The organism is Streptomyces sp. NPDC020807 (assembly GCF_040641575.1).
Lineage (GTDB): Bacteria > Actinomycetota > Actinomycetes > Streptomycetales > Streptomycetaceae > Streptomyces.
On record NZ_JBFADU010000039.1, the window covers coordinates 1 to 23524 of the forward strand.

Consider the following 23524-nt stretch of genomic DNA (forward strand, 5'->3'; position numbering starts at 1 on the left):
GCGCGCCCCCCCCCCCCCCCCGCGACCCGGGGGGCCCCCCGCCCCCCCCGGCGCCCCCCACCCGCTTCTCGTTTCCCCGTGTCCCCCGTACTCCCCCGCGAGCTCCCGTTTCCCCCGTGAGCCCGCGCGGGTCTTTCCCCCGTGCCCCCCCGTTTTCCCCGTTTCCCCCCGACCTTCAGGCCACCAGCTCGCCGAAGGACTCCTCCTCGTCACGGCCGAAGCTGAGCACCTCGTCCTCGCGCATGCGCCGCAGCGAACGCCAGATGCTCGACTTCACCGTGCCGACACTGATGTCCAGGATCTCCGCGATCTCCGGATCGGTACGGCCCTCGTAGTAGCGCAGCACCAGCATCGTCCGCTGGAGCTCGGGCAGCCGGGCCAGGGCCTGCCACAGGACCGCGCGCAGCTCCGTGCCCCGCATCGCGTCCGTCTCGCCGACCGTCTCCGGCAGCTCCTCGGTGGGGTACTCGTTGAGCTTGCGGCGACGCCACGCGCTGATGTGCAGGTTCGTCATGGTGCGACGGAGGTATCCGCCGACGGCGGCCTTGTCGCTGATCCGGTCCCAGGCGCGGTACGTGGAGAACAGCGCGCTCTGGAGCAGGTCCTCGGCCTCGAAGCGGTCACCGGTCAGGTGGTAGGCGGTGGCGTACAGGGAGGCACGACGCTCCTGGACGTAGGCCGTGAACTCGGCCTCCGAACAGCCGGCGCGTTCCCCCGTGCCCTCCCCGTACACCGCTCCCGCGTCAGCGACGGCCACCATGTAAGGCGCCTTGCGCTGGCGCCCGACGCCGCGAACGCACCCCCGCCCGTTCACCGCGCCGGACTTCTCGGTGCTCCGGCCGACGTCGTGGAGGCGCGTGACAACTGCGCTTGAGGTGGTGCTGTGCAGTGCGTTCATCTCGCGCCCCCCGTCGTTCGGAGTTGATTCGGTCCGTGTGCCAAGAAGCCTGCCCGGCGGACATCATGGCGGTGTCCGCCGACTGTCACAGGCGTGTCACAGGGGACGGGACACGAGCGGTACGACGAGCACCCCGGTAAGCGGTCGTCCCCGGACGGCCGCATGGGACAGAATGACGGCGTGCCTTTTCTGTTGCTGATCGAGGACGACGACGCCATCCGCACGGCCCTCGAACTCTCCCTGTCACGGCAGGGCCATCGGGTGGCCACCGCCGCGACCGGTGAGGACGGCCTGCAGTTGCTGCGCGAGCAGCGGCCCGACCTGGTCGTGCTCGACGTCATGCTGCCCGGGATCGACGGCTTCGAGGTGTGCCGGCGCATCCGCCGCACCGACCAGCTGCCGATCATCCTGCTCACGGCGCGCAGCGACGACATCGACGTCGTCGTGGGCCTGGAGTCCGGTGCCGACGACTACGTGGTGAAGCCGGTGCAGGGCCGGGTGCTCGACGCGCGCATCCGGGCCGTACTGCGGCGCGGCGAGCGCGAGTCGACGGACTCGGCGACGTACGGCTCGGTCGTCATCGACCGGTCGGCGATGACCGTGACGAAGAACGGCGAGGACCTCCAGCTCACGCCGACCGAGCTGCGGCTGCTCCTGGAGCTGAGCCGGCGGCCCGGACAGGCGCTGTCCCGGCAGCAGTTGCTGCGGCTCGTGTGGGAGCACGACTACCTGGGCGACTCGCGGCTCGTCGACGCCTGTGTGCAGCGGCTGCGCGCGAAGGTGGAGGACGTGCCGTCCTCGCCGACTCTGATCCGTACGGTCCGCGGGGTCGGCTACCGCCTGGACGTTCCTGCGTGAGCAAAGGATTCCTCGCACGGCTGCGGCTCTCCAGCCTGCGGCTGCGCCTCGTCGTCGTCTTCGCCCTGGTCGCCCTCACCGCGGCCGTCTCGGCCTCCGGCATCGCGTACTGGCTGAACCGCGAGGCGGTCCTGACCCGTACCCAGGACGGGGCGCTCAACGACTTCCGGCAGGAGATGCAGAACCGGGCGGCGACGCTGCCGCTGCGGCCCACCGAGGAGGACCTGCGGCGGACCGCCGAGCAGATGGCCGCCGGCAGCGCCGCCAACTACCAGGTGCTGCTGCTCGGTGAGCGGGCTGCGGGCAAGCCGATCGTCGGGGCGTCGGACCCTGACGACTTCACGCTGGCCGACGTGCCGCGGTCGCTGCGGGAGGCCGTGGACACGCGGCGTCCGGTGACGGACGCGAACCCGTACCCGTACCACCTGTTCTGGCAGCGGACGGAGCGGAACGGGACGCCGTACCTGGTCGGCGGGACGCGGATCGACGGCGGTGGTCCGGCCGGCTACATGTTCAAGTCGCTGGCGGCGGAGAAGGCCGACCTCAACTCGCTGGCCTGGTCGCTGGGGATCGCGACCGCGCTCGCGGTGGCCGGTTCGGTGCTGCTCGCGCAGGTCGCGGCGACGACCGTGCTGCGGCCCGTGCACCGGCTCGGCGAGGCGGCCAAGCAGCTCGGCGAGGGGAAGCTCGACACCCGTCTGCGGGTCACCGGCGCCGACGAACTCGCCGACCTGACCAGGACGTTCAACAGCGCGGCCGAGTCCCTCCAGAAGAAGGTCGCGGACATGAGCGCGCGCGAGGAGTCCTCGCGGCGGTTCGTGGCCGACATGTCGCACGAGCTGCGGACGCCGCTGACCGCGCTGACCGCCGTCACGGAGGTCCTGGAGGACGAGCAGGACGCGCTCGACCCGATGATCGCCCCGGCGGTCGCGCTCGTCGTGAGCGAGACCCGGCGCCTCAACGACCTGGTGGAGAACCTGATGGAGGTGACCCGCTTCGACGCGGGCACCGCCCGGCTCGTCGTCGACGAGGTGGACATCGCCGACCAGATCACCGCGTGCATCGACGCCCGGGCCTGGCTCGACGCGGTCGATCTGGACGCCGAGCGCGGGATCATGGTGCCGCTCGACCCGCGCCGCCTCGACGTCATCCTCGCCAACCTCATCGGCAACGCGCTCAAGCACGGCGGCTCGCCGGTGCGGGTGTCGGTGCGGACGGAGCGGGAGGAACTCGTCATCGCGGTCCGCGACCACGGCCCGGGCATCCCGGAGGACGTGCTCCCGCACGTCTTCGACCGCTTCTACAAGGCGAGTGCCTCCCGGCCCCGGTCGGACGGCAGCGGCCTCGGCCTGTCGATCGCCATGGAGAACGCGCTGATCCACGGCGGCTCCATCACCGCCTCCAACTCGGTCGGCGAGGACGGGGCGGTGGACGGCGCGGTGTTCGTGCTGCGGCTGCCGCTGGACGCCTCGGGGATCACGCGCGAGGTGCGGACGAGGAGCGGCCGGGGCGAGGTGGAGGACGAGTGAGACGCCGTACGTACGCGCTGGCCGCCGCCGCGGGGCTCGTCGCGCTGGTGCTGACCGGGTGCGGGATCAGGACGACGTCCGTGCCCGTGGACGCGGGCGCGGCCCCGTCCCGGGTCCCGTGCAGCGTCACCGAGGAGAAGGCGTCGGCGACGGCCGCGCAGGGCGTGCCGGTCCGGGTCTTCCTGGTGTGCGGCTCGCAGCTGGAGGCCGTCGACCGCCGCTCGCCGCTGCCGGAGGAGAAGGCGGGCGGCGACCCGGTGCGGACGGCGTCCGGGCTGCTGGCGCAGCTGCTCGCCGAGCCGTCGGAGGACGAGCGGCAGGCCGGTTTCTCGACGGCGGTACGGGGTCCGCTCGCGGTCAAGGGCGGACGCGCGGGCGACCCGGCGGGCACCCTGCGGCTGAGCCGCCAGCCGGAGGACCTGACGCCGGTCGCGCTCTCGCAGATCGTCTGCACCTTCGCGGAGAGCTCGGCGGGCGCGGGCGACCACACGGTGCTGCTGGGCGGTCCCGGCTGGTACGAGCCGAAGCGCTACCAGTGCACGACGGACCTGCGGGAGCGCCCTGAGTCGAACCCGCCGACGGCCCCGGCACCGGCGACGGATCCGGGGACGACGCCCACGACGCCCACGACGGCACCGGGGGCGACGCCCGGAGTGACGCCCGGAGTGACGCCCGGCGTGACGCCCGGCGTGACGCAGTCCACTCCCGCCACCTGAGGCTTCTCCGTACCGGCGGAACCGATTCCGCCGCGTCGCGCGTCTTGGGAGGCGTGCAGCGTCAAGGTTCGGGCGGAAGCACCGCCGTGGTCGTCCGTGGGGCGGGGTTCGCTCTCCTCCTCGCGTATCTGCTGCTCGTCGCCTGGTTCGGCCTCCGCCCGCGGGACGTGGCCTGGGTGACCGCACCCAACACCGTCCCCTTCGCCGGCATCCGGGCCGATCTCGCGCTCGGCCGCGCCGAGGCCGCCCGGCTGATCGCCGAGGGGCTGCTGCTCCTGGCCCCGCTCGGGGTGCTGCTGCCGATGGCCGACGGCCGGCTCCGCGTCTCCCGCTGGGGTTCGTTCGTCCGGACGGTCGCCGCCGGTGCGCTGGTCTCGCTCGCCCTCGAACTGCTCCAGACCGCCGTGCCGGGGCAGGTCGTCGACGTGGACTCCGTCCTCCTCAACACGGCAGGGGTGGCGCTCGCGCACCTCCTGTTCGTGCCGGCCGGGCGGGCGCGGCTGCGCCGCAGGTCGGAGCGGGATCAGGGTTCCCCCCTGCCGAAGGACGAGAAGGCTCAGGGTTCGACCCCGACGATTTCCAGGGTCCCGATCGCCCCGTAGGCCGACGCCCGGACGCGGGTGGCGGGGGCAGCATGGAGTCATCGGGAGCCCGACGGAGCGGCTCCCGGCAGACGCTTTCGAAGGAGCCCACCATGGCCGCACTTGTCCGCCCCCGTAACGGACGCATGATCGGCGGAGTGTGCGCGGCGCTGGCGCGGCGCTTCGGTACCTCCGCGACGACGATGCGCCTGATCTTCCTGGTCTCGTGCCTGCTGCCGGGGCCGCAGTTCCTGATCTACCTGGGTCTGTGGATATTCCTGCCGGGCGAGAAGGCCGCGGGCTCGACGACCGCCTGGTAGTCACGGGGGAACGCCCGAGGGGCGCGCATCCGGGTCTCCGGGTGCGCGCCCCTCGGGCGTGTACGGGTACGGGCTCGGGTCACGGCCCGTGCTCGGGTCAGCCGATCGGCAGGCCGCCGCCCGTGAGGCCGCCGATCGGCAGGCCGCCGAGGAGGCCGCCGAGCGGGGTGGCGCCGAGGCCGCCCGCGGCGGCGTCGAGCGGGAGGTTCTGGGTGGCCGGGCCCGCGGCGGCCGGGAGGGTCTTCACGCCCTGGTCGACGCCCTGGGCGAGGGCGCCCTGTCCGGCACCGAGGGACTCGCCGGCGCCGTCGGGGAGCTCCGTGAGGTCGCTGCCCAGCGGGACGGCGCTGGTCACCGTGCCCAGCGCGTCGGCGTCGAGCGGCAGGGCGGACGCGGAGGCCGTGCCGGCGGCGGTGACGGCGAAAGCGGCACCGAGGGCGGCGACACCGAGCTTCTTGGCGGCAGACTGCTTCATCTGAAAATCTTCCTTGGGGAATCCGGGGCTTCGGGGAAAAGCCGCTGGGGGAAATCCTGGGAACACGGGAATGCAGAGCGGCTCTGCAACCTAACCACCGGACGCCTCCACCGCAAACACCGGAAAGCGGCCGGGTGTCGTGCCCACCCGGCCGCTTCGAATCCCTTTGCGAGGGTGCGATCAGCCTTCCGTACGGGAAGAGTCGCTGGTCGTGGCGGTCTGCTGGAACAGCCATTCGGACTTGAGCTCGGCATAGCCGGGCTTGATCACGTCATTGATCATGGCGAGTCGTTCATCGAAAGGAATGAACGCTGATTTCATCGCATTGACAGTGAACCAGCCCATGTCGTCGAGCGTGTATCCGAAAGCTTCGGTCAGCAGCTCGAATTCGCGGCTCATGCTCGTTCCGCTCATCAGGCGATTGTCCGTGTTGACGGTGGCACGGAAATGCAGCTTGCGGAGCAGGCCGATCGGGTGCTCGGCGTACGAGGCGGCGGCGCCGGTCTGGAGGTTGGAGGTGGGGCACATCTCCAGGGGGATCCGCTTGTCGCGGACGTAGGCGGCGAGGCGGCCGAGGCGGACCGAGCCGTCCTCGTCGACCTCGATGTCGTCGATGATCCGGACGCCGTGACCGAGACGGTCGGCGCCGCACCACTGGAGCGCCTGCCAGATGGAGGGCAGACCGAAGGCCTCGCCCGCGTGGATCGTGAAGTGGTTGTTCTCCCGCTTCAGGTACTCGAAGGCGTCGAGGTGGCGGGTGGGCGGGAAGCCGGCCTCCGCGCCCGCGATGTCGAAGCCGACGACGCCGGTGTCGCGGTAGCGGTTGGCGAGTTCGGCGATCTCCAGGGAGCGGGCGGCGTGCCGCATGGCGGTGAGCAGCGCGCCGACGCGGATGCGGTGCCCGTTGGCCCTGGCCTGCCGCTCGCCCTCGCGGAAGCCCTCGTTGACGGCCTCGACCACCTCTTCGAGGGTCAGGCCGCCCTCCAGGTGCTGCTCGGGGGCGTAGCGCACCTCCGCGTACACGACCCCGTCCTCGGCGAGGTCGACCGCGCACTCGGCGGCGACCCTGACCAGGGCGTCACGGGTCTGCATGACGGCACAGGTGTGCGCGAAGGTCTCCAGGTAGCGTTCCAGGGAACCGGAGTCGGCGGCCTCGCGGAACCAGATGCCGAGCTTGTCGGGCTCGGTCTCGGGAAGCTGCCCGTAGCCCTGCTCCCGGGCGAGTTCGATGATCGTGCCGGGGCGCAGTCCGCCGTCGAGGTGGTCGTGGAGGAGCACCTTCGGAGCACGGCGGATCTGGTCCGCGGTGGGGACTTGGGGGGTCTGGCTCGTCATTTCCGCACTGTAGCCCCTACGCGCGTAGAGCGCGCCCTCTCGCGCCGAAAACTCCCTCGCCCGCCTCCGGCCGCCCGCGACCGCAACCCGAACGGACTTATGGGATGGGGGCGTTCATTCGAGGCTCGATACGTAACAGTGATCGCGCGTACCGCTGGCGTACACCTCCGCTTCTGAGACTGTTCTGTCATGGCGCTCTTCGCACTCGTGGGGCCGTCCGGAGCTCGGCGACCCCGGCTCGGTCGGCCCGTTGGAGGAAACCGGCCCCCGGCGGTGGGCGGTGTCGTGCTGCTGCTGCCGGACGGGGACGAGGCCTCGCGGCGGCGGCCCTCCGCACGGGCGCACGCCGCCGTGCTGCCGCTCGGGCGGCGGCTCGTGCGCGGCGGCCGGAGCGAGGGGCTCGTCGCGCACGTCGTGCGGTACCGGGGACGCGGCTGGAACGGGGCCGACGCCGAGCAGGCCGCCGACGCCTCCTGGGCGGTCGGCGAGGCCGTGCGGCGGTACGGGGACGTGCCGGTCTGCCTCGTCGGGCATGGGATGGGGGCGCGGGCCGCGCTGCGGGCCGGCGGGCACGAGGCGGTCGGGGCGGTCGTCGCCCTCGCGCCGTGGCTGCCCGAGGACGACGTGGCCGCCGAACCTGAGCCCGTACGGCAGCTCCTCGGGCGCCGGGTGCTCATCGTGCACGGCACCAACGACGCCCGGACGGACCCGGAGTTGTCGTTCCGGTTCGCCGAGCGGGCCAAGAAGACGAACCGCGAGACCTGCCGGTTCGAGGTGCACTCGGACGGGCACGCGCTGCGCCAGTACGCGCACGAGGTCCGCGACCTCGCCGCCGACTTCGCCCTCGGCGCCCTCTTCGCCCGGCCCGTCGCCCGGCCGGTGACCGACGCCATGGCCGCTCCCCCGCCGCTGGGGCTGCGGATGCCGCTCGCGGCGGGGTTCACGAGCCCGTCGTGGGCAGCTCCGGGAGGAGGTGGCCGCGCCGGCTCAGGAGGAACTTCTTGAAGGCGGCCACCGGGGCCGTGTCCGGGTGCCCGTCGAGCCAGGCCACCCCGATCTCGCGGACCGCCCGCGGCGCGGTGACGCTCAGCTCGACGACGCCGGGGCGCGGGACCGCGGGCGGCGGCAGCAGGGCCACGCCGAGGCCGGCGGCGACCAGGCCGCGCAGGGTCTCGGCCTCCTCGCCCTCGAAGGCGACGCGCGGCGTGAAGCCGGCCTGCGCGCACAGGTCGTCGGTGATGCGGCGGAGCCCGTAACCCGGTTCGAGGGTCACGAAGGTCTCGTCGGCGGCCTCCGCGAGGCGGACGCGGCGGCGGCCCGCGAGGCGGTGGTCGTCGGGGACGACGAGCCGCAGCCGCTGCTCGTCGAGGCGCCGGGCGACGAGGTCGGGGGCGTCCGGGACCGGGGAGGTCAGGCAGAGGTCCAGGTCGCCGACGCGCAGGCGCTCGATCATCGCCTCGCCGTAGTTCTGGACGAGGGTGAAGCGGACGCGCGGGTGGTCGACGCGGAAGGCCCGGATGAGCGCGGGGACGGTCTCCGAGCCCATGGTGTGCAGGAAGCCGAAGGCGACCCGGCCGGCCGTCGGGTCGGCGTCGGCCCGTACGGTGTCGGCGGCCCGCTCGACCTCCGCGAGCGCCTTCTCCGCGGCCGTGAGGAAGCGGCGGCCCGCCGGGGTGAGGGAGACCGTCCGGCCGCGCCGGGCGAAGAGCGAGACGCCGAGGTCCTGTTCCAGCCGGACCATCGCCCGCGAGAGCGTCGACTGCGGGACGCCCATCTCGGCCGCGGCGCGCGTCACGTGCTCGTGGCGGGCCACCGCGGCGAAGTACGCGAGGCGCGGAGCGAGTACCGGGCCCATGTCTTCTTCGTTACTGTTCGGTGACAGGCGAGGCTGTGACCTGTACTCATGCACCATGGGAACGATTACATCAGTTCCGTGCATTGGACGCATGAAACAGGGCGTCCTACGTTCGTGACATGCCTCCCGCCAGTACCAAGGCGGGCGCCACCAGCGCGTCCGCCGACACCCGCCTCGCTCCCGGAGTCCCCGGCTACCGCCGGACGAGCCTCGCGCTCTTCGCCGCCGGCCTGGCCACCTTCGCCCTCCTCTACTCCACGCAGGCCCTCCTCCCGGCCATCTCGGCCGAGTTCGGCGCCACCGCGTCCGCCGCCTCGTGGACGGTCTCCGCCGCCACCGGCGCCCTCGCCCTCTGCGTCCTCCCGCTCAGCGCCCTCTCGGAGCGCTTCGGCCGGCGCGCGATGATGACCGCCTCCCTCACGGTCGCCGTCGCCGTCGCGCTCCTCGTGCCCTTCGCGCCGAACCTGGAGACCCTGATCGCGCTGCGCGCCCTCCAGGGCGCCGCGCTCGCCGGACTCCCCGCCTCCGCGATGGCGTACCTCGCCGAGGAGGTCAGGCCGAAGGCGCTGATCGCCGCGATCGGCCTCTTCGTCGCGGGCAACTCGATCGGCGGCATGAGCGGCCGCCTGGTCACCGGCTGGGTCGCGCAGATGTGGGGCTGGCGCGCGGGTCTGGCCGCCGTCGGCCTGACCTCGCTGCTCTGCGCGCTCGCCTTCCGCGCACTGCTCCCGAAGGCGCGGCACTTCGCTGCGGGCACGCTGAACCCGAAGGCGCTCGCGAGGACCGTCAGGACGCACCTGTCGGACCCCCTGCTCGTCCGCCTGTACGTGATCGGCGCGCTGTTCATGACGGTCTTCGGCGCGGTCTACACCGTGATCGGCTACCGGCTCGCCGAGGCGCCCTTCTCCCTCCCCCAGGGCGTCATCGGCTCGATCTTCCTCGTCTACCTGGTCGGCACGGTCTCCTCCGCCGCCGCCGGAAGGCTCGTCGGGCGGCTCGGCCGGCGCGGGGCGCTGTACCTGGCGGTCTCGACGACGGCGGCGGGCCTCCTCCTCTCCCTCTCCGACTCCCTCGCGGCGGTCCTCGCGGGCCTGGTCCTGATCACGGCCGGCTTCTTCGCGGGCCACGCGGTCGCCTCGTCCTCGGTGAGCCGCACGGCGAAGACGGGCCGCGCGCAGGCCTCGGCGCTCTACCAGTCCGCGTACTACCTGGGCAGCAGCGCGGGCGGCACGCTCGGCGCGGTCGCCTTCCACGCGGGCGGCTGGGCGGGCACGGTCGCGATCGGGCTGGTCGCGGTCCTCGGCGTGGTGTCGGTGACGCTGTACGGCTCCCACAGCGCGCGGGTGGCGGCGCGGCGGCCGCAGCTGGTGACGGCGGCCTGAAACCGCTCCTCTCCCCCCGGCGTCCTAAGTGACAGGACTCTAGGGGGAGTTGACGATCATGAACCGAATCATGGCTCGTTGGGGGAAGAGAGCGGGCATCACGGCCGGCCTCACGTCCCTCGTCGTACCGATGACGATCGCGCTGGGCACGGCCCCGGCACAGGCCGCGTCCTGCAACGTCACGACGGGGCCGTACCAGAAGCAGGTGGAGAAGTTCCTCGGGCGGACCGTCGACGGGCGGCAGTCGCTCGGCGACTGCCGGGCCATCCAGGCGTTCCAGGCCAAGCACGGCATCACCCCGACGATGGGGTACGCGGGCCCGGTCACCTGGCGCACGATGAACACGATGCTCCAGCAGCGGGCCGCCGGCACCACCCCGAACCGCGCGGGCACCTGCCCGACCAACCGGGGCCGGATCGCCTGCGTCGACCTGACCCGTCAGCTGAGCTGGATCCAGGACGGCTCGCGGCTCAAGTACGGCCCCGTGCCGGTCCGTACGGGCAAGGACGGCACCGAGACGCGGACCGGCTCGAAGAAGATCTACTGGCGGAACATCAACCACTGGTCGACCCTGTACAACGTCTCCATGCCGTACGCGCAGTTCTTCGACGGCGGGCAGGCGTTCCACTCGACGACCAAGTCCATGTGGAACCCGCCGGGTTCGGGCGGCTGCGTGAACATGCGGTCGGCGGACGCGAAGGCTTACTGGAACCTGCTGCGCAACGGCGACGACGTCTTCGTCTACGGGCGGAAGCCGGGAACCTGACCCGCTCTGTCAGTGCCCTGCGCTAGCTTCGGTCGCGTGACCACGACGAACGCGACCGTGACGACCGACGAACTCGACAGCTACCGCAGGGAACTGACCGGTTACTGCTACCGGATGCTCGGATCCTCCTTCGAGGCGGAGGACGCGGTGCAGGACACGATGGTGCGCGCCTGGAAGGCGAGCGCGAGCTTCGAGGGGCGGTCCTCGGTGCGGTCGTGGCTGTACCGGATCGCCACCAACGTCTGCCTGGACGCGCTGAGCGCGGGCAACAAGCGCGCGCGGCCCATGGACCTGACCTCCCCGACCCCCGTCGCGCAGGCGCAGCTCGTGAAGCAGCCGGAGATCACCTGGCTGGAGCCGATGCCGGACGGGCGGGTGCTGCCCTCGGCGGGCGACCCGGCGGAGACGGCGCTGTCCCGGGAGTCGGTGCGGCTCGCGTTCATGGCCGCGCTCCAGCACCTGCCGCCGAAGCAGCGGGCGGTGCTCATCCTGCGCGAGGTGCTCGCCTGGAAGGCGAGCGAGGTCGCCGAGCTCCTCGACACCTCGGTCGCCTCGGTCAACAGCGCGCTCCAGCGGGCCCGCGCGACCCTCGCCGAGCAGGCGCCGGCCGCGTCCGACGCGGCGGACCCGCTGGACGAGGAGCAGAAGGCGCTCCTGGAGCGGTACGTGGTGGCCTTCGAGGGCTACGACATGAAGGCGCTGACGGCGCTGCTCCACGAGGACGCGACGATGTCCATGCCGCCGTACGACCTCTGGCTCCAGGGCCACGACGACATCGTGGGCTGGATGCTCGGGGTCGGCGAGGTCTGCTCGGGCTCCAGGCTGGTCCCGACCGTGGCGAACGGCTCGCCGGCCTTCGCCCAGTACCACCCGGACCCGGCGGGCGGCTTCAGCCCGTGGGCGCTGATCGTCCTGGAGCTGCGGGACGGGAAGGTGGCCGGGATGGACTTCTTCCTGGACACCGAGCGCTGGTTCCCGCTCTTCGAGCTGCCGGCGCGGCTGGAGGCCTAGAGTTCCAGCGTCTCGGCGAGTCCGGTGAGGAGGAGCAGGGCCCGCAGCTCGGGCCCCGCTCCCTCGAAGCGGATGCGGTGGCCGTGTCGCTTCGCGGCGAGTCCGAGGCGTGCGAGGGCGTCGACGGCGACGAGGTCGGCGCCGCCCAGGGCCCCCACCTGACAGACCACGTCCCCGGGAGGGGCGTGCGCGAGGCGCGCGCAGAGGCCCGCCATCTCGTCCCGGGCGGGGCGGGCGGGCAGGGTCAGGACGAGGGGCGCTCGGCAGGGGTCCACGCGAGGGGAGACCCTCGCCGCGCCCGTAACTCATCGCTAGGCTCGCGATCATGACTCATGAGCCCGTCGAACTGGTGATATTCGACTGCGACGGTGTCCTGGTGGACAGCGAGCGGATCTACTGCCGGGTGGACCGGGAGGTGTTCGCCGACGTCGGAGCGGAGTTCACCGAGGCCGAGATGGCCGAGCTCTTCATCGGCTCCTCGAAGGCGATGCTCACCGCGCTGGTCGAGGAGCGCCGGGGCAAGCCGCTGGAGCCGGACTGGCAGACCCCGTACAAGCAGCGGTACGAGGACGCGCTCGACGCGGAGCTCACGGCCGTGGAGGGCGTCACCGAGGTCCTGGACGCGCTGGCCGTCCCCTACTGCCTGGCGTCCAACGGCAGCCATGCGACCGTGGCCCGGAACCTGGACCGGGCGGGACTCCTGAGCCGCTTCGAGGGCCGCAGGTTCAGCGCCCACGACGTCCCCCGGGCGAAGCCGGCCCCGGACCTCTTCCTCCACGCGGCGGCCACGATGGGCGTGCCGCCCGAGCGCTGCGCGGTCGTCGAGGACAGCCCGTACGGCGTCGAGGCCGCCCGTGCGGCCGGGATGCGCGCCTTCGGCTACGCCGGCGGGCTGACCCGCGCGGACCGGCTCATGGGCCCGCGGACGGTGGTCTTCGACGCGATGCGGGAGCTCCCGGGGCTGCTGTTCAGCTGACGGGGAACTCGGCGGTGTCCAGGGTGAGGTCGAAGGGGGCGGGGACCCTGTCGTGGTTCGCGTTACTGGGCCGAACGGGACCGGTGGAGGTCCACCGGTCCCGTTCACCTGAGGGCGTCAGGGGGATATGCCTCGGCTCAGGCCTCAGGCGATGCGGTCCAGGACGATCGGGTTCGCCGTGAAGGACGTGCCCTCCGCCGCGATGTCCCAGGCGCCTTCCAGCGAGCCCAGGGCGTAGTCGAACTTCTCCGGGGTGTCCGTGTGGAGGGTCATCAGGGGCTGGCCCGCGGTGACCGTGTCGCCGGGCTTGGCGTGGAGTTCGACGCCCGCGCCCGCCTGCACCGGGTCCTCCTTGCGGGCGCGGCCCGCGCCCAGGCGCCAGGCGGCGATGCCGACGTCGTAGGCGTCGAGGCGGGTCAGGACGCCCGAGGACGGGGCCGTGACGACGTGCTGCTCGCGGGCGACCGGGAGGGTCGCGTCCGGGTCGCCGCCCTGGGCCGCGATCATCCGGCGCCAGACGTCCATGGCCGAGCCGTCCTTGAGGGCCTTCGCCGGGTCGGCGTCCTTGACGCCGGCCGCGTCGAGCATCTCGCGGGCGAGGGCGAGGGTCAGGTCGACGACGTCCTGGGGGCCGCCGCCGGCGAGGACCTCGACGGACTCGCGGACCTCGAGCGCGTTGCCCGCGGTGAGGCCGAGCGGGGTCGACATGTCGGTGAGGAGCGCGACCGTCTTCACGCCGCTGTCGGTGCCGAGCTGGACCATCGTGGAGGCGAGCTCGCGGGCGTCCTCGATGGTCTTCATGAACGCACCGGTGCCGACCTTGACGTCCAGGACCAGGGAGCCGGTGCCCTCGGCGATCTTCTTGGACATGATCGAGGAGGCGATCAGCGGGATCGCCTCGACGGTGCCGGTCACGTCGCGGAGCGCGTACAGCTTCTTGTCCGCCGGGGCCAGGCCGTCGCCCGCCGCGCAGATGACCGCGCCGGTGGTGTCGAGGACGTGCAGCATCTCCTCGTTGGAGAGGAGCGCGCGCCAGCCGGGGATGGACTCCAGCTTGTCGAGCGTGCCGCCGGTGTGGCCGAGGCCGCGGCCGGAGAGCTGCGGGACGGCCGCGCCGCAGGCGGCGACGAGCGGGGCGAGCGGCAGGGTGATCTTGTCGCCGACGCCGCCGGTGGAGTGCTTGTCGGCGGTCGGGCGGGAGAGCGCGTCGAAGTTCATGCGCTCGCCGGACGCGATCATCGCGGCGGTCCAGCGGGCGATCTCGGTGCGGTTCATGCCGTTGAGCAGGATCGCCATGGCCAGCGAGGACATCTGCTCGTCGGCGACCGCACCACGGGTGTAGGCGTCGATGACCCAGTCGATCTGCTCCGGGCTCAGCTCGCCCTTGTCCCGCTTCGTACGGATGACGGAAATGACGTCCATGGTGATGGTTCCTCTTTCTACTTCTACGCGCATAGAGGGGAGGGAAAGGGGGGAGCGACCCTTCCATCGTGCACGAAGGGTCGCTCCGGGGCCTTACTTGGCGAGGTGCTCGGGGCCGAACGCCTGCGGGAGCATCTCCCCCAGGGTCAGGAACCCGGCGGGCGTCTCCAGGACGAGCTCGGCGCCGCCGAACTCGTACAGGAGCTGCCGGCAGCGGCCGCACGGGACGAGGGACTCGCCCCGGCCGTCCACGCACACGAAGTGCGTCAGACGGCCGCCGCCGGTCGCCTGGAGCTGCGAGACGAGCCCGCACTCGGCGCACAGGCCGAGCCCGAAGGACGCGTTCTCGACGTTGCACCCGGAGACCGTGCGGCCGTCGTCGACGAGGGCCGCCGCCCCGACCGGGAAGCCGGAGTAGGGGGCGTACGCGCGGCCCATCGCCGCGCGGGCCTCCGTACGGAGGGCTTCCCAGCCGGACTCCGGGAGGGACGCCTCCGGGAAGTCCCGCGTCACTTGCCCTGGCCCTTCCGGTACGGCAGGCCGTCCGCCTTGGGCATCCGCAGGCGCTGCGCCGAGAGCGCGAGCACCAGCAGGGTGGTGATGTACGGGGCCGCGTCGACGAACTGGCTCGGGACCTCGTCCGTCAGGGCGTACCAGAGGAAGAAGACGGCCGAGAAGGCGGCGGCGACGACACCGGGGACGTACTTCTTCCTGTACAGCTGCCAGACGGCGGCGATCACCAGGAGCACCGCGACGAGCAGCAGCAGCGCGTGGACGTTCTCGGCGCCGCCGCGCAGCTTGAGGCTGTCGGTGAAGCCGAAGAGGCCGGCGCCGAGCGCCATGCCGCCGGGCATCCAGTTGCCGAAGATCATCGCGGCGAGACCGATGTAGCCGCGGCCGCCGGTCTGCCCCTCCTGGTAGATGCCGGTGGAGACGATCGCGAGGAACGCGCCGCCGAGGCCCGCGAGGGCGCCGGAGGTGGCGACGGCGATGTACTTGTACTTGTAGACGTTCACGCCGAGGGACTCGGCCGCGACCGGGTTCTCACCGCAGGAGCGCAGGCGCAGACCGAAGGAGGTGCGCCAGAGGAGCCACCAGGTCGCCGGGATGAGCAGGATGGCGACGACGGTCAGCAGCGACAGGTTGGTGACCAGACCGCCGAGGATGCCGGCGATGTCGGAGATCAGGAACCAGTGCTTCTGCTGGAGGTCCTGGAGCCAGTCGGACAGCCCTGGGATCGTGATCGTGGTGATCTCCTCGATGCGCGGGGACTGCTTCGAGGAGCCGCCCTCGGCCTCGGCGAAGGTGAAGTTCGACAGGTACTGCGTGAAGCCGACCGCGAGGATGTTGACCGCCACACCGGAGACGATGTGGTTCACGTTGAACGTGACGGTGATGATCGCGTGCAGCAGGCCGCCGAGCGCGCCGCCGAGCAGGCCGAACAGGACGCCCACCCAGGGGCCCCACTGGTAGCCGGCCCAGGCGCCGAACCAGGTGCCGAGGATCATCATGCCTTCGAGGCCGATGTTGACGACGCCCGCGCGCTCGGCCCACAGGCCGCCGAGACCGGCGAGGCCGATCGGGACGGCGAGCTGGAGCGCGCCGGAGACCTGGCCGACGGAGGTGAGGTCGTTGGCGCCGGAGACGACCCGGACCAGCGAGAAGAGGACGAGACCGGCCGCGACGATCAGCATGATCCACGGCAGGGTGAGCTTCTGGCGTCCGCCGCCCTTGGGCGCGGCGCTCGGCTTGGTGACAGTGCCGGTGCTCATGCCGAGACCTCCTTGTCGGCTTCGGTCTTGATGGCGCCGCCGGCGGCGAGCTCCTCGCCGACCTTCTGCTGCTGGCGGCGGAGGCCGTAACGGCGGACGAGCTCGTACGAGACGACGACCGCGATCACGATGATGCCCTGCATGATCTGGGTGATTTCCTTCGGGTACCCGGCGGTGTCCAGCGACGAGGACGCCTTGTCGAGGAACGCGAAGAGCAGGGCCGCGAAGAGGATGCCGACCGGGTGGTTGCGGCCGAGGAGGGCGATCGTGATGGCGGTGAAGCCGACGCCGACCGGGAAGTCGAGGCTGTACGTGTGGGACTCGCCGAGCAGCGTCGGCATGCCGGAGAGGCCGGCCAGGGCGCCCGAGAGCAGCATCGAGGTGAGGATCATCTTCTTGGCGTCGACGCCACTGGCCTGGGCGGCGGACTCGCTGGCGCCGGTGGCGCGCAGGTCGAAGCCGAACCGGGTGCGGTTGAGGACGAACCAGTAGACGACGCCGAGGGCGAGCGCGACGAACGTGAAGCCGTAGATGACCCCGTTGCCCTCGCCCATGTCGATGCCGGGGAACCAGCCGGACTCGGAGATCTCACCGGTGGTGAGGTTGTTCGAGCCCTCGGGCTGGACGCCGAAGTTCTTGGGCAGGATCAGCCAGGCGACCAGGGAGGTCGCGATGGCGTTCAGCATGATCGTCGAGACGACCTCGGAGACGCCGCGGGTGGTCTTGAGGAGACCGGCGATGCCGGACCAGAAGGCACCGGTGAGCATCGCGACGAGCACGATGAGCAGGATGTGCAGCGGGCCGGGGAGCTCGACGGAGGCGCCGACGAGGGCCGAGACCATCGCCGCGAGGCGGTACTGGCCGTCGACGCCGATGTTGAAGAGGTTCATCCGGAAGCCGATGGCGACGGCCAGGGCGGCCAGGTAGTAGATGCCCGTCTGGTTGACGATCAGTACCTGGATGTCCGTGTACTCGGCGTTCTCGATCATCAGCCGGATCGGCTCGATCGGGTCGAGACCCGTCGCGAGCAGCACCAGGACGGTGAGGACGAACGAGGTGACGAGCGCGAGCACCGGGCCCGCGGCCCCGATGATCAGCTTGTCCTTGTCGAATTTCATCATCGGGCGTCACCGTCTTCGGACTGCTCGGTGCCTTCGAGGTGGCCGGTGGCCGCGCCGGTCATGGCGGAGCCCAGCTCCTCGGGCGTGATGGTGGCGGGGTCGGCGTCCGCGACGAGCTGGCCGCGGTACATGACCCGGAGGGTGTCGGAGAGGCCGATCAGCTCGTCGAGGTCGGCGGAGATCAGCAGGACCGCCAGGCCCTCGCGGCGGGCGTCGCGGATGGCGTCCCAGATCTGCGCCTGCGCGCCGACGTCCACACCACGGGTGGGGTGGGCGGCGATCAGGAACTTCGGGGCGTGGCTCATCTCGCGGCCGACGATCAGCTTCTGCTGGTTGCCGCCGGAGAGGGAGGCCGCGGTGACGTCGATGCCGGGGGTCCGGACGTCGTACTCGCGGACGATCCGCTCGGTGTCCTTGCGGGCGGCCTTCGGGTCGAGGATGCCGCGCTTGGAGTTGGGCTCCTCGGTGACGTGACCGAGGATGCGGTTCTCCCAGAGCGGGGCTTCGAGGAGCAGGCCGTGGCGGTGGCGGTCCTCGGGGATGTAGCCGATGCCGCCCTCGCGGCGCTTGCGCACCGAGACCTTGGAGATGTCGACGCCGTCGAGGCTGATGACGCCCGCGTCGGGCGAGCACATGCCCATGAGGGCCTCGATGAGCTCGGTCTGGCCGTTGCCCTCGACGCCGGCGATGCCGAGGATCTCGCCCTTGTGGATGGTGAGCGAGATGTCGTCGAGGAGCTTGCGGCCGACCGCGACCTCCTCGTGGACCGTGACGGCCTTCGACGGGTCGGCGGGGGCGGCCGTGGTCAGCGGGGTGCCGCCGGCGCCGCTCTCGACCAGGGTCAGGTTCGTGACCTGGAGCATCGGCACGTCGGTGACGGTCGACTCGCGGGTCTCCGGCGAGGGCAGCTCGCTGCCGACCATCAGCTCGGCGAGCTGCTTGGTGGTGGCGGTCTTCGGGTCGGCGGTGCCGACGGTGGTGCCTCGGCGGATGACGGTGATGTCGTCGGCGACCTTCAGGACCTCGCCCAGCTTGTGCGAGATGAAGATGACGGTCAGGCCCTCGGACTTGAGCTCGCGCAGGTTGCCGAAGAGCGCGTCGACCTCCTGCGGGACGAGGACCGCGGTCGGCTCGTCGAGGATGAGGATGCGGGCGCCGCGGTAGAGGACCTTGAGGATCTCCACGCGCTGGCGGTCGGCGACACCGAGGTCCTCGACGAGGGCGTCGGGGCGGACCCCGAGGCCGTACTGGTCGGAGATCTCCAGGATCTTCTTCCGCGCCTTGGCGCCGATGCCGTAGAGCTTCTCGCCGCCGAGGACGACGTTCTCCAGGACGGTGAGGTTGTCGGCGAGCATGAAGTGCTGGTGCACCATGCCGATGCCGCGCGCGATGGCGTCACCGGGGCTGGAGAAGGTGACCTGCTCACCGTCGATGGCGATGGTGCCCTCGTCCGGCTTCTGCATGCCGTAGAGGATCTTCATGAGGGTCGACTTGCCGGCACCGTTCTCGCCGATGAGGGCGTGCACGGTGCCCTTGCGGACCGTGATCGCGATGTCCTTGTTGGCGACGACGCCGGGGAACCGCTTGGTGATGCCGTGAAGTTCTACGGCAGGGGGGCTGGACGCGTTGATGACGCACTCTCCTTGGCCGGAAGGAGTGGGAGCGGGGAGGCAGGGCGGGGCGAAGTTATCGTGCCAGTGAGACATCTACACGCGTAGCGCTGCCGAAAAATGAAAACCCGTACGGGAATGGGACCCAGGCCCGGGTCCGGTGGGCGGTGCCACCGGACGCCGGGCCCGGGAATCAGGTCGTGACCTGCGTCCTTACGGAGCGGTCTTGACCGTGATCTTGCCGTCGACGATGTCCTTCTTCGCCTTGGCGACAGCCTCGGTGACGTCGGTCATCTTGGTGTAGGCCGGGTTCGACTCGGCCAGGCCGACGCCGTCGGTCGCGAGGCCGTAGCGGACCTCACCGGACTGCGGCTTGCCGTCCTTGACCGACTTGATCAGGTTGAAGACGGAGTCCGAGACGTCCTTGGTGACCGAGGTCAGGATCTGGTTCTTGTACTTGGCCAGACCCGCCTGGTTGTACTGGTCGGAGTCGACGCCGATGGCCCACTTGCCCGCGGTGGAGGCGGCCTCGATCGCGCCGGAGCCGGCGAGACCGGCGGCGGCGTAGATCACGTCGGCGCCCTTGTCGAGCTGGCCCTGCGCGGCGGCCTTGCCCAGGTCGGGCTTGGCGAAACCGTCGAAGTTCGGCGGCTGGGTCAGGTACTGGACGAGCACCTTCGCCTTGGGGTTGGTGTCCTTGACGCCCTGCGCGAAGCCCGCCTCGAACTTCTTGATCAGCGGAACCTCGACACCGCCGATGAAGCCGACCGTGCCGGACTTGGACGCCTTGGCGGCGGCGACGCCGGCCAGGTAGGAGCCCTGCTCCTCGTTGAAGACCAGGTTGGCGATGTTGGCGCCGGTCTTCGAGGTGTCGTCGATGATGCCGAAGGTGGTCTTCGGGTACGCCTTCGCGACCTTCTCGATCGCCGGGGCGTAGGCGAAGCCGACACCGATGACCGGGTTGTTGCCGGCGCGGGCGAGCGCGGTGAGGCGCTGCACCTTGTCGGCGTCGCCCTCGCCGGCCGACGGCTCGGCCTCGGCGCCCTTGACGCCGAGCTCGTCCTCGGCCTTCTTCAGGCCCGCGTAGGCGGCGTCGTTGAACGACTGGTCGCCGCGGCCACCGATGTCGTACGCGATGGCGGCCTTGCCGGCCTTCGAGTCGGTGCTGCTGCCCGAGTCGTTGGACGACTTGCCACAGGCGGTGGCGGACAGCGCGAGCGCCGCGGAGGCGATGCCCACGGTCGTGATCCTGGTGATCCGGCGCAAGAGGAGGGTCCCTTCAAGACTGACCGAAAGCGCCTCTTCCGGCGCTGGTTTCGCGGCGATCGTAACGCGCGTAGATGTCAGTTAAAGACCCGTTCATGAGTCGTTATCGGATCGTCGCAAGGCCCCGGGAGGGGGCCACGGGCAGCGTTCGACCAGGTACCGCCGGTTATACAGGCAGGTACGAGCCTTGGCCAGAGCGCGAATTGGGACACGCCGGGCGGTGGGCCGGACGGCTGAGGAGGACCTTTCGCGCTCATCTGAGCGGGCCTGCGTGGGATTGATCACCCCTCCCCGTTTCCGGGTGCCGTCGAGGGGGTCAGCGGCGTACGTCCGCGTCGATCAGGGCGGCGGCGGTGAAGAGTTCGACCGCCGACTCGACGCAGCGCTCGTCGACGTCGAAGTCGCCCGCGTGGAGGTCGCGGACCCGCGCGTCGCCGGGGGTGCGGACGCCGAGGCGGGCCATGGCGCCGGGGACGTGCTCCAGGTACCAGGAGAAGTCCTCGCCGCCGAGGCTCTGCTCGGTGTCCTCGATGGCGTGCGCGCCCCTGCGGGCGGTCATGGCGTCGGCGAGGAGCTCGGCGACGGCCGCGTCGTTGACGACCGGGGGGACGCCCCGGACGTAGTTCACCGTCGACTTGGCCCGGTGCAGGGTCGCGATCTCGTCGACGGCCGCGTGGACCAGGTCGGGCGCGGCGCGCCAGGTGGGCAGGTCGAGGCAGCGGACGGTGCCGGAGAGCTCGGCGTGCTGCGGGATGACGTTGGGCGCGTGCCCGGACTCGATGCGGCCCCAGGTGACGGAGAGGCCCGAGCGGGCGTCGACGCGGCGGGCGAGGACGGCGGGGACGTCGGTGGCGACGCGGGCGGCGGCGGTGACGAGGTCGGTCGTCAGGTGCGGGCGCGCGGTGTGGCCGCCGGGGCCGTCGAGGGTGACTTCGAGCCGGTCGCAGGCGGAGGTGATGGGGCCGACCCGCAGCCCGATCTTCCCGACGTCGACCTTGGGGTCGCAGTGGACGGCGATGATCCGGCCGACGCCGTCGAGCACCCCGGCCTGGACGGCGTCGGCGGCGCCGCCCGGCAGGACCTCCTCCGCGGGCTGGAAGAGGAGCCGGACGGGGGCGGGCAGGCGGCCCTGACGGGCGAGCTCGGCGAGGACGAGTCCGGCGCCGAGGACCGTGGTGGTGTGGACGTCGTGTCCGCAGGCGTGGGCGCGGTTGGCCACGGTGGAGCGGTACGCGACGGTCTTCACGTCCGGGATGGGCAGCCCGTCGAGGTCGGCCCTCACGGCGAGCATCGGCCGCTTGCGGTCCGGAGTCCCGATGTCACAGATGAGTCCCGTGCCACCAGGAAGGACCTTCGGCGCGAGGCCGGCCGCCTCCAGGCGGGCCTTGAGCGCGGCGGTCGTACGGAACTCCTGGTTGCCCAGCTCCGGGTGCATGTGCAAGTCCCTGCGGAAGGCGATCAGTTCGGCTCGCAGGGGTGCGGACAGCGTTCCGGGCAGGGTGGTGGAGCCTGGCTCACGGGACTTCAACTGGTTCACCTTTTGAAGGGTAGGCCCCTTCGGAGATCAACTGCCCGTTGATCACGAAAAGTTCAGCCCGATAGGGGAAAGAATCTCGGTTTGCCGTGCATGAAGGCCCCTCGATGTGGGTACGGTCGCCTGATTCTCTAGCCGAACTCGAGTCGGGTCGGGTGGGTGAGCCGGTCGACCTCGTGGGCCGCCGTGCCCGCGATCCCGGACAGGAAGCCCTGGGCCCGCGGCGAGGCGGTGGCCCGGAGCCACTCGGGCGCGACCTCGACGACGGCGACCTTCACGCCCGTACCGACGAGGGCCAGCGGCAGGGTGTGGACGACCGTGGACGGGAAGCTCACGACCGTGCGGCCGATGGGTCCGCGGCGGGCGATGAGCTCCAGGGGCAGGTCGGGCCGGACGATCTGGAGACCGGTCTCGACGGCGACGGCGTGCAGCTTCTCGGAGCTCTCCCGCCGGTGCGCGAAGTAGCGGGTCGCCCCGTGCGTGCGGGCCAGCTCGCCGACGACCCGCAGGTAGTGGGCGGAGTCGACGACCCCGGTCTCGACGAGCGAGGTGCCCACCAGGTCCGCGCCGCCGGTGAGGGACGGGGGCCCGAAGCGGTCCCGGGTCCAGGCGTAGGCGTTCCTCGTGACCTCCACGCCCTCCGGCGCCTCGACGGGCAGGGAGGTGAAGATCTCGACCGTACGGCCGCGGGCGGGGGCGAGGCGCCGCCTGGCCATCGAGGTGACGGGGGCGAGGACCAGCTCGCGCGGGCCGAGGCTGCCCTTGCGGTGCCAGCGGACCAGGCGCTCGCCGCGGCCGAGCTGGGCGGCGAACTCCATCGTCGCCGTCCCGTCGTCGACCACGGTGAGGCGGCGCGGGGCGAAGAGCGTCAGGAGGAGCTGGACGTAGCGGGAGAACGGGTCGCCGATGACGACCCGCTCGGCCGAGCGCAGCGGCCCGGCGAGCCCCCGCAGGGTGCGGGCGAGGGCGCCGCGGCCGGCGCGGGCCTCCTGCCAGAGGACGGTGAGCCCGTCGTCGCGGGCCAGCTGGGCCATGCGGCGCAGCTGGCCCCGCGACATGGGGTCGGTCGGCGACAGGACGACGACCGTGAGGGCGGGCGCGGGCGGCTCGCCGGGGGCCCGGTCGGGCGCCTGCGTGTGCGCCCATTCCAGGACGTTGAGGAGCTGGACCGGGCTCTCGACGAACGCCAGCTGCCCGGTCATGCGGCGACGAGCCCCTGGACCCGGCGGAGCTTCTTCATCGGGCCGAGCTCCGACTCGTACACCTTCTTGACCCCGTCACCGAGGGCGGTCTCGATGGTGCGGATGTCGCGGACGAGGCGCTGGAGGCCCTGCGGTTCGACGGAGGCGGCCTGGTCGGAGCCCCACATGGCGCGGTCGAGGGTGATGTGGCGCTCGACGAAGGTGGCGCCGAGGGCGACGGCGGCGAGGGTGGTCTGGAGGCCGGTCTCGTGGCCGGAGTAGCCGATCGGGACGTTCGGGTACTCCTCCTTCAGCGTGTTGATCACGCGGAGGTTGAGCTCCTCGGCCTTGGCCGGGTAGGTCGAGGTGGCGTGGCAGAGCAGGATGTTGTCCGAGCCGAGGACCTCGACGGCGTGCCGGATCTGCTTCGGCGTCGACATGCCGGTGGAGAGGATGACCGTGCGGCCGGTGGCGCGCAGCTCGCGGAGGAGCTCGTCGTCGGTGAGGGAGGCGGACGCGACCTTGTGGGCCGGGACGTCGAACTTCTCCAGGAAGGCGACGGCCTCGGTGTCCCACGGGGAGGCGAACCAGTCGATGCCGCGCTTCCTGCAGTGCTCGTCGATGGCGCGGTACTCGTCCTCGCCGAACTCCACGCGGTGGCGGTAGTCGATGTACGTCATGCGGCCCCAGGGGGTGTCGCGCTCGATGTCCCACTGGTCGCGCGGGGTGCAGATCTCCGGGGTGCGCTTCTGGAACTTCACGGCGTCGCAGCCGGCCTCGGCGGCGACGTCGATGAGCGCGAGGGCGTTCTCGAGCTCGCCGTTGTGGTTGATGCCGATCTCGCCGGTGATGTAGACGGGGCGGCCGGGGCCGGCGGTCTTGGAGCCGAAGGTGCGCAGACGGGTGCTCATGGTGC

At 71.6% G+C, this 23524-nt stretch carries 24 protein-coding genes; 10 read left to right on the forward strand and 14 right to left on the reverse strand.

All coding sequences use genetic code 11. The features are described 5' to 3' along the window. Positions 1–175: 175 nt before the first annotated feature. Positions 176–898, reverse strand: coding sequence for a SigE family RNA polymerase sigma factor (locus AB0G79_RS32030; RefSeq protein ID WP_360812752.1), 723 nt, complete (start codon positions 896–898; stop codon positions 176–178). 180 nt (positions 899–1078) lie between these two features. Here AB0G79_RS32030 and afsQ1 point away from each other — a divergent pair, with 180 nt between their 5' ends. The 5 genes from afsQ1 (at position 1079) to AB0G79_RS32055 (ending at position 4902) form a co-directional block, all read left to right on the forward strand. Continuing rightward, positions 1079–1756 (forward strand): two-component system response regulator AfsQ1, encoded by a 678-nt coding sequence (gene afsQ1, locus AB0G79_RS32035; RefSeq protein WP_360812754.1) that lies wholly within the window; start codon positions 1079–1081, stop codon positions 1754–1756. Beyond that, positions 1753–3285 (forward strand): HAMP domain-containing sensor histidine kinase, encoded by a 1533-nt coding sequence (locus tag AB0G79_RS32040; protein WP_360812756.1) that lies wholly within the window; start codon positions 1753–1755, stop codon positions 3283–3285. Before afsQ1 ends, AB0G79_RS32040 begins: the two co-directional genes overlap by 4 nt. Next, positions 3282–4001 carry a hypothetical protein gene (locus AB0G79_RS32045; protein WP_360812758.1) on the forward strand — a complete coding sequence of 240 codons (720 nt, stop codon included), beginning with the start codon at positions 3282–3284 and terminating at the stop codon, positions 3999–4001. The genes AB0G79_RS32040 and AB0G79_RS32045 overlap by 4 nt, the downstream gene beginning before the upstream one ends. Before the next feature lie 53 nt (positions 4002–4054). Beyond that, positions 4055–4603 carry a VanZ family protein gene (locus tag AB0G79_RS32050; protein WP_360812760.1) on the forward strand — a complete coding sequence of 183 codons (549 nt, stop codon included), beginning with the start codon at positions 4055–4057 and terminating at the stop codon, positions 4601–4603. 92 nt (positions 4604–4695) lie between these two features. Beyond that, complete coding sequence (locus AB0G79_RS32055; RefSeq protein WP_360812762.1) at positions 4696–4902, forward strand: PspC domain-containing protein; 207 nt, start codon at positions 4696–4698, stop codon at positions 4900–4902. A 97-nt stretch (positions 4903–4999) separates the two neighbouring features. Here AB0G79_RS32055 and AB0G79_RS32060 read toward each other — a convergent pair whose 3' ends face one another. Then, positions 5000–5377, reverse strand: a complete 378-nt coding sequence (locus AB0G79_RS32060) for a hypothetical protein (RefSeq protein WP_360812764.1) — start codon at positions 5375–5377, stop codon at positions 5000–5002. A gap of 180 nt (positions 5378–5557) precedes the next feature. Beyond that, positions 5558–6712, reverse strand: a complete 1155-nt coding sequence (locus tag AB0G79_RS32065; protein ID WP_360812766.1) for an adenosine deaminase — start codon at positions 6710–6712, stop codon at positions 5558–5560. 189 nt (positions 6713–6901) lie between these two features. Between AB0G79_RS32065 and AB0G79_RS32070 the strand changes: the two genes are divergently transcribed. Then, entirely contained in the window at positions 6902–7717 is an 816-nt protein-coding gene (locus AB0G79_RS32070; RefSeq protein ID WP_360812768.1) for an alpha/beta hydrolase, read from the forward strand. On the opposite strand, the gene AB0G79_RS32075 is transcribed toward AB0G79_RS32070, so the two are convergent. After that, positions 7653–8624, reverse strand: a complete 972-nt coding sequence (locus AB0G79_RS32075) for a LysR family transcriptional regulator (RefSeq protein WP_360812770.1) — start codon at positions 8622–8624, stop codon at positions 7653–7655. The two genes, AB0G79_RS32070 and AB0G79_RS32075, sit on opposite strands and share 65 nt — an antisense overlap. A gap of 62 nt (positions 8625–8686) precedes the next feature. On the opposite strand from AB0G79_RS32075, the gene AB0G79_RS32080 reads away from it, so the two are divergent. The 3 genes from AB0G79_RS32080 to AB0G79_RS32090 are packed head-to-tail and all read left to right on the forward strand — an operon-like array spanning position 8687 to position 11726. Beyond that, positions 8687–9949, forward strand: a complete 1263-nt coding sequence (locus AB0G79_RS32080) for an MFS transporter (protein ID WP_360812772.1) — start codon at positions 8687–8689, stop codon at positions 9947–9949. Positions 9950–10007: 58 nt separating this feature from the next. Then, complete coding sequence (locus tag AB0G79_RS32085) at positions 10008–10715, forward strand: L,D-transpeptidase (RefSeq protein ID WP_360812774.1); 708 nt, start codon at positions 10008–10010, stop codon at positions 10713–10715. 36 nt (positions 10716–10751) lie between these two features. Further along, positions 10752–11726, forward strand: a complete 975-nt coding sequence (locus AB0G79_RS32090; RefSeq protein ID WP_360812776.1) for a sigma-70 family RNA polymerase sigma factor — start codon at positions 10752–10754, stop codon at positions 11724–11726. Here AB0G79_RS32090 and AB0G79_RS32095 read toward each other — a convergent pair. Beyond that, positions 11723–12001, reverse strand: coding sequence for an STAS domain-containing protein (locus tag AB0G79_RS32095; protein ID WP_360812778.1), 279 nt, complete (start codon positions 11999–12001; stop codon positions 11723–11725). The genes AB0G79_RS32090 and AB0G79_RS32095 overlap by 4 nt on opposite strands. Positions 12002–12051: 50 nt before the next feature. Here AB0G79_RS32095 and AB0G79_RS32100 point away from each other — a divergent pair, with 50 nt between their 5' ends. Continuing rightward, on the forward strand, positions 12052–12702 hold the full coding sequence (locus AB0G79_RS32100) for an HAD family hydrolase (protein ID WP_360812780.1): 651 nt from the start codon (positions 12052–12054) through the stop codon (positions 12700–12702). Positions 12703–12846: 144 nt separating this feature from the next. Here AB0G79_RS32100 and AB0G79_RS32105 read toward each other — a convergent pair whose 3' ends face one another. The 9 genes from AB0G79_RS32105 to AB0G79_RS32145 form a co-directional block, all read right to left on the reverse strand. Further along, positions 12847–14124: a thymidine phosphorylase gene (locus AB0G79_RS32105; protein WP_360812782.1), complete on the reverse strand. Its 1278-nt coding sequence runs from the start codon at positions 14122–14124 to the stop codon at positions 12847–12849. A 93-nt stretch (positions 14125–14217) separates the two neighbouring features. Further along, the gene (locus AB0G79_RS32110; RefSeq protein ID WP_360812784.1) at positions 14218–14637 is read right to left on the reverse strand and encodes a cytidine deaminase; all 420 of its coding nucleotides are present in this window, start codon (positions 14635–14637) and stop codon (positions 14218–14220) included. Next, positions 14634–15896, reverse strand: a complete 1263-nt coding sequence (locus AB0G79_RS32115; protein WP_360812786.1) for an ABC transporter permease — start codon at positions 15894–15896, stop codon at positions 14634–14636. The genes AB0G79_RS32110 and AB0G79_RS32115 overlap by 4 nt, the downstream gene beginning before the upstream one ends. Continuing rightward, a complete protein-coding gene (locus AB0G79_RS32120; RefSeq protein ID WP_360812788.1) occupies positions 15893–17017 on the reverse strand; it encodes an ABC transporter permease in 1125 nt (374 codons plus the stop codon). Before AB0G79_RS32120 ends, AB0G79_RS32115 begins: the two co-directional genes overlap by 4 nt. Beyond that, a complete protein-coding gene (locus AB0G79_RS32125) occupies positions 17014–18723 on the reverse strand; it encodes an ABC transporter ATP-binding protein (RefSeq protein ID WP_360812790.1) in 1710 nt (569 codons plus the stop codon). The genes AB0G79_RS32120 and AB0G79_RS32125 overlap by 4 nt, the downstream gene beginning before the upstream one ends. Before the next feature lie 117 nt (positions 18724–18840). Continuing rightward, entirely contained in the window at positions 18841–19893 is a 1053-nt protein-coding gene (locus AB0G79_RS32130; RefSeq protein ID WP_360812792.1) for a BMP family ABC transporter substrate-binding protein, read from the reverse strand. A gap of 316 nt (positions 19894–20209) precedes the next feature. Next, entirely contained in the window at positions 20210–21430 is a 1221-nt protein-coding gene (locus AB0G79_RS32135) for an amidohydrolase (RefSeq protein WP_360812795.1), read from the reverse strand. A gap of 128 nt (positions 21431–21558) precedes the next feature. Next, entirely contained in the window at positions 21559–22629 is a 1071-nt protein-coding gene (locus AB0G79_RS32140) for a hypothetical protein (protein ID WP_360812797.1), read from the reverse strand. Beyond that, a complete protein-coding gene (locus AB0G79_RS32145) occupies positions 22626–23519 on the reverse strand; it encodes an N-acetylneuraminate synthase family protein (RefSeq protein ID WP_360812799.1) in 894 nt (297 codons plus the stop codon). The genes AB0G79_RS32140 and AB0G79_RS32145 overlap by 4 nt, the downstream gene beginning before the upstream one ends. Positions 23520–23524: the final 5 nt, after the last annotated feature.

Bases quoted from the DNA above. Each gene is read 5' to 3' on its own strand.
- AB0G79_RS32120 (WP_360812788.1), bottom strand. From the start codon at position 17,017: ATGATGAAATTCGACAAGGACAAGCTGATCATCGGGGCCGCGGGCCCG.
- AB0G79_RS32080 (WP_360812772.1), top strand. From the start codon at position 8,687: ATGCCTCCCGCCAGTACCAAGGCGGGCGCCACCAGCGCGTCCGCCGAC.
- AB0G79_RS32105 (WP_360812782.1), bottom strand. From the start codon at position 14,124: ATGGACGTCATTTCCGTCATCCGTACGAAGCGGGACAAGGGCGAGCTG.
- AB0G79_RS32140 (WP_360812797.1), bottom strand. From the start codon at position 22,629: ATGACCGGGCAGCTGGCGTTCGTCGAGAGCCCGGTCCAGCTCCTCAAC.
- AB0G79_RS32060 (WP_360812764.1), bottom strand. From the start codon at position 5,377: ATGAAGCAGTCTGCCGCCAAGAAGCTCGGTGTCGCCGCCCTCGGTGCC.
- AB0G79_RS32100 (WP_360812780.1), top strand. From the start codon at position 12,052: ATGACTCATGAGCCCGTCGAACTGGTGATATTCGACTGCGACGGTGTC.
- AB0G79_RS32115 (WP_360812786.1), bottom strand. From the start codon at position 15,896: ATGAGCACCGGCACTGTCACCAAGCCGAGCGCCGCGCCCAAGGGCGGC.
- AB0G79_RS32070 (WP_360812768.1), top strand. From the start codon at position 6,902: ATGGCGCTCTTCGCACTCGTGGGGCCGTCCGGAGCTCGGCGACCCCGG.
- AB0G79_RS32055 (WP_360812762.1), top strand. From the start codon at position 4,696: ATGGCCGCACTTGTCCGCCCCCGTAACGGACGCATGATCGGCGGAGTG.
- AB0G79_RS32075 (WP_360812770.1), bottom strand. From the start codon at position 8,624: ATGGTGCATGAGTACAGGTCACAGCCTCGCCTGTCACCGAACAGTAAC.
- AB0G79_RS32145 (WP_360812799.1), bottom strand. From the start codon at position 23,519: ATGAGCACCCGTCTGCGCACCTTCGGCTCCAAGACCGCCGGCCCCGGC.
- AB0G79_RS32125 (WP_360812790.1), bottom strand. From the start codon at position 18,723: ATGTCTCACTGGCACGATAACTTCGCCCCGCCCTGCCTCCCCGCTCCC.
- AB0G79_RS32030 (WP_360812752.1), bottom strand. From the start codon at position 898: ATGAACGCACTGCACAGCACCACCTCAAGCGCAGTTGTCACGCGCCTC.
- AB0G79_RS32065 (WP_360812766.1), bottom strand. From the start codon at position 6,712: ATGACGAGCCAGACCCCCCAAGTCCCCACCGCGGACCAGATCCGCCGT.
- AB0G79_RS32085 (WP_360812774.1), top strand. From the start codon at position 10,008: ATGAACCGAATCATGGCTCGTTGGGGGAAGAGAGCGGGCATCACGGCC.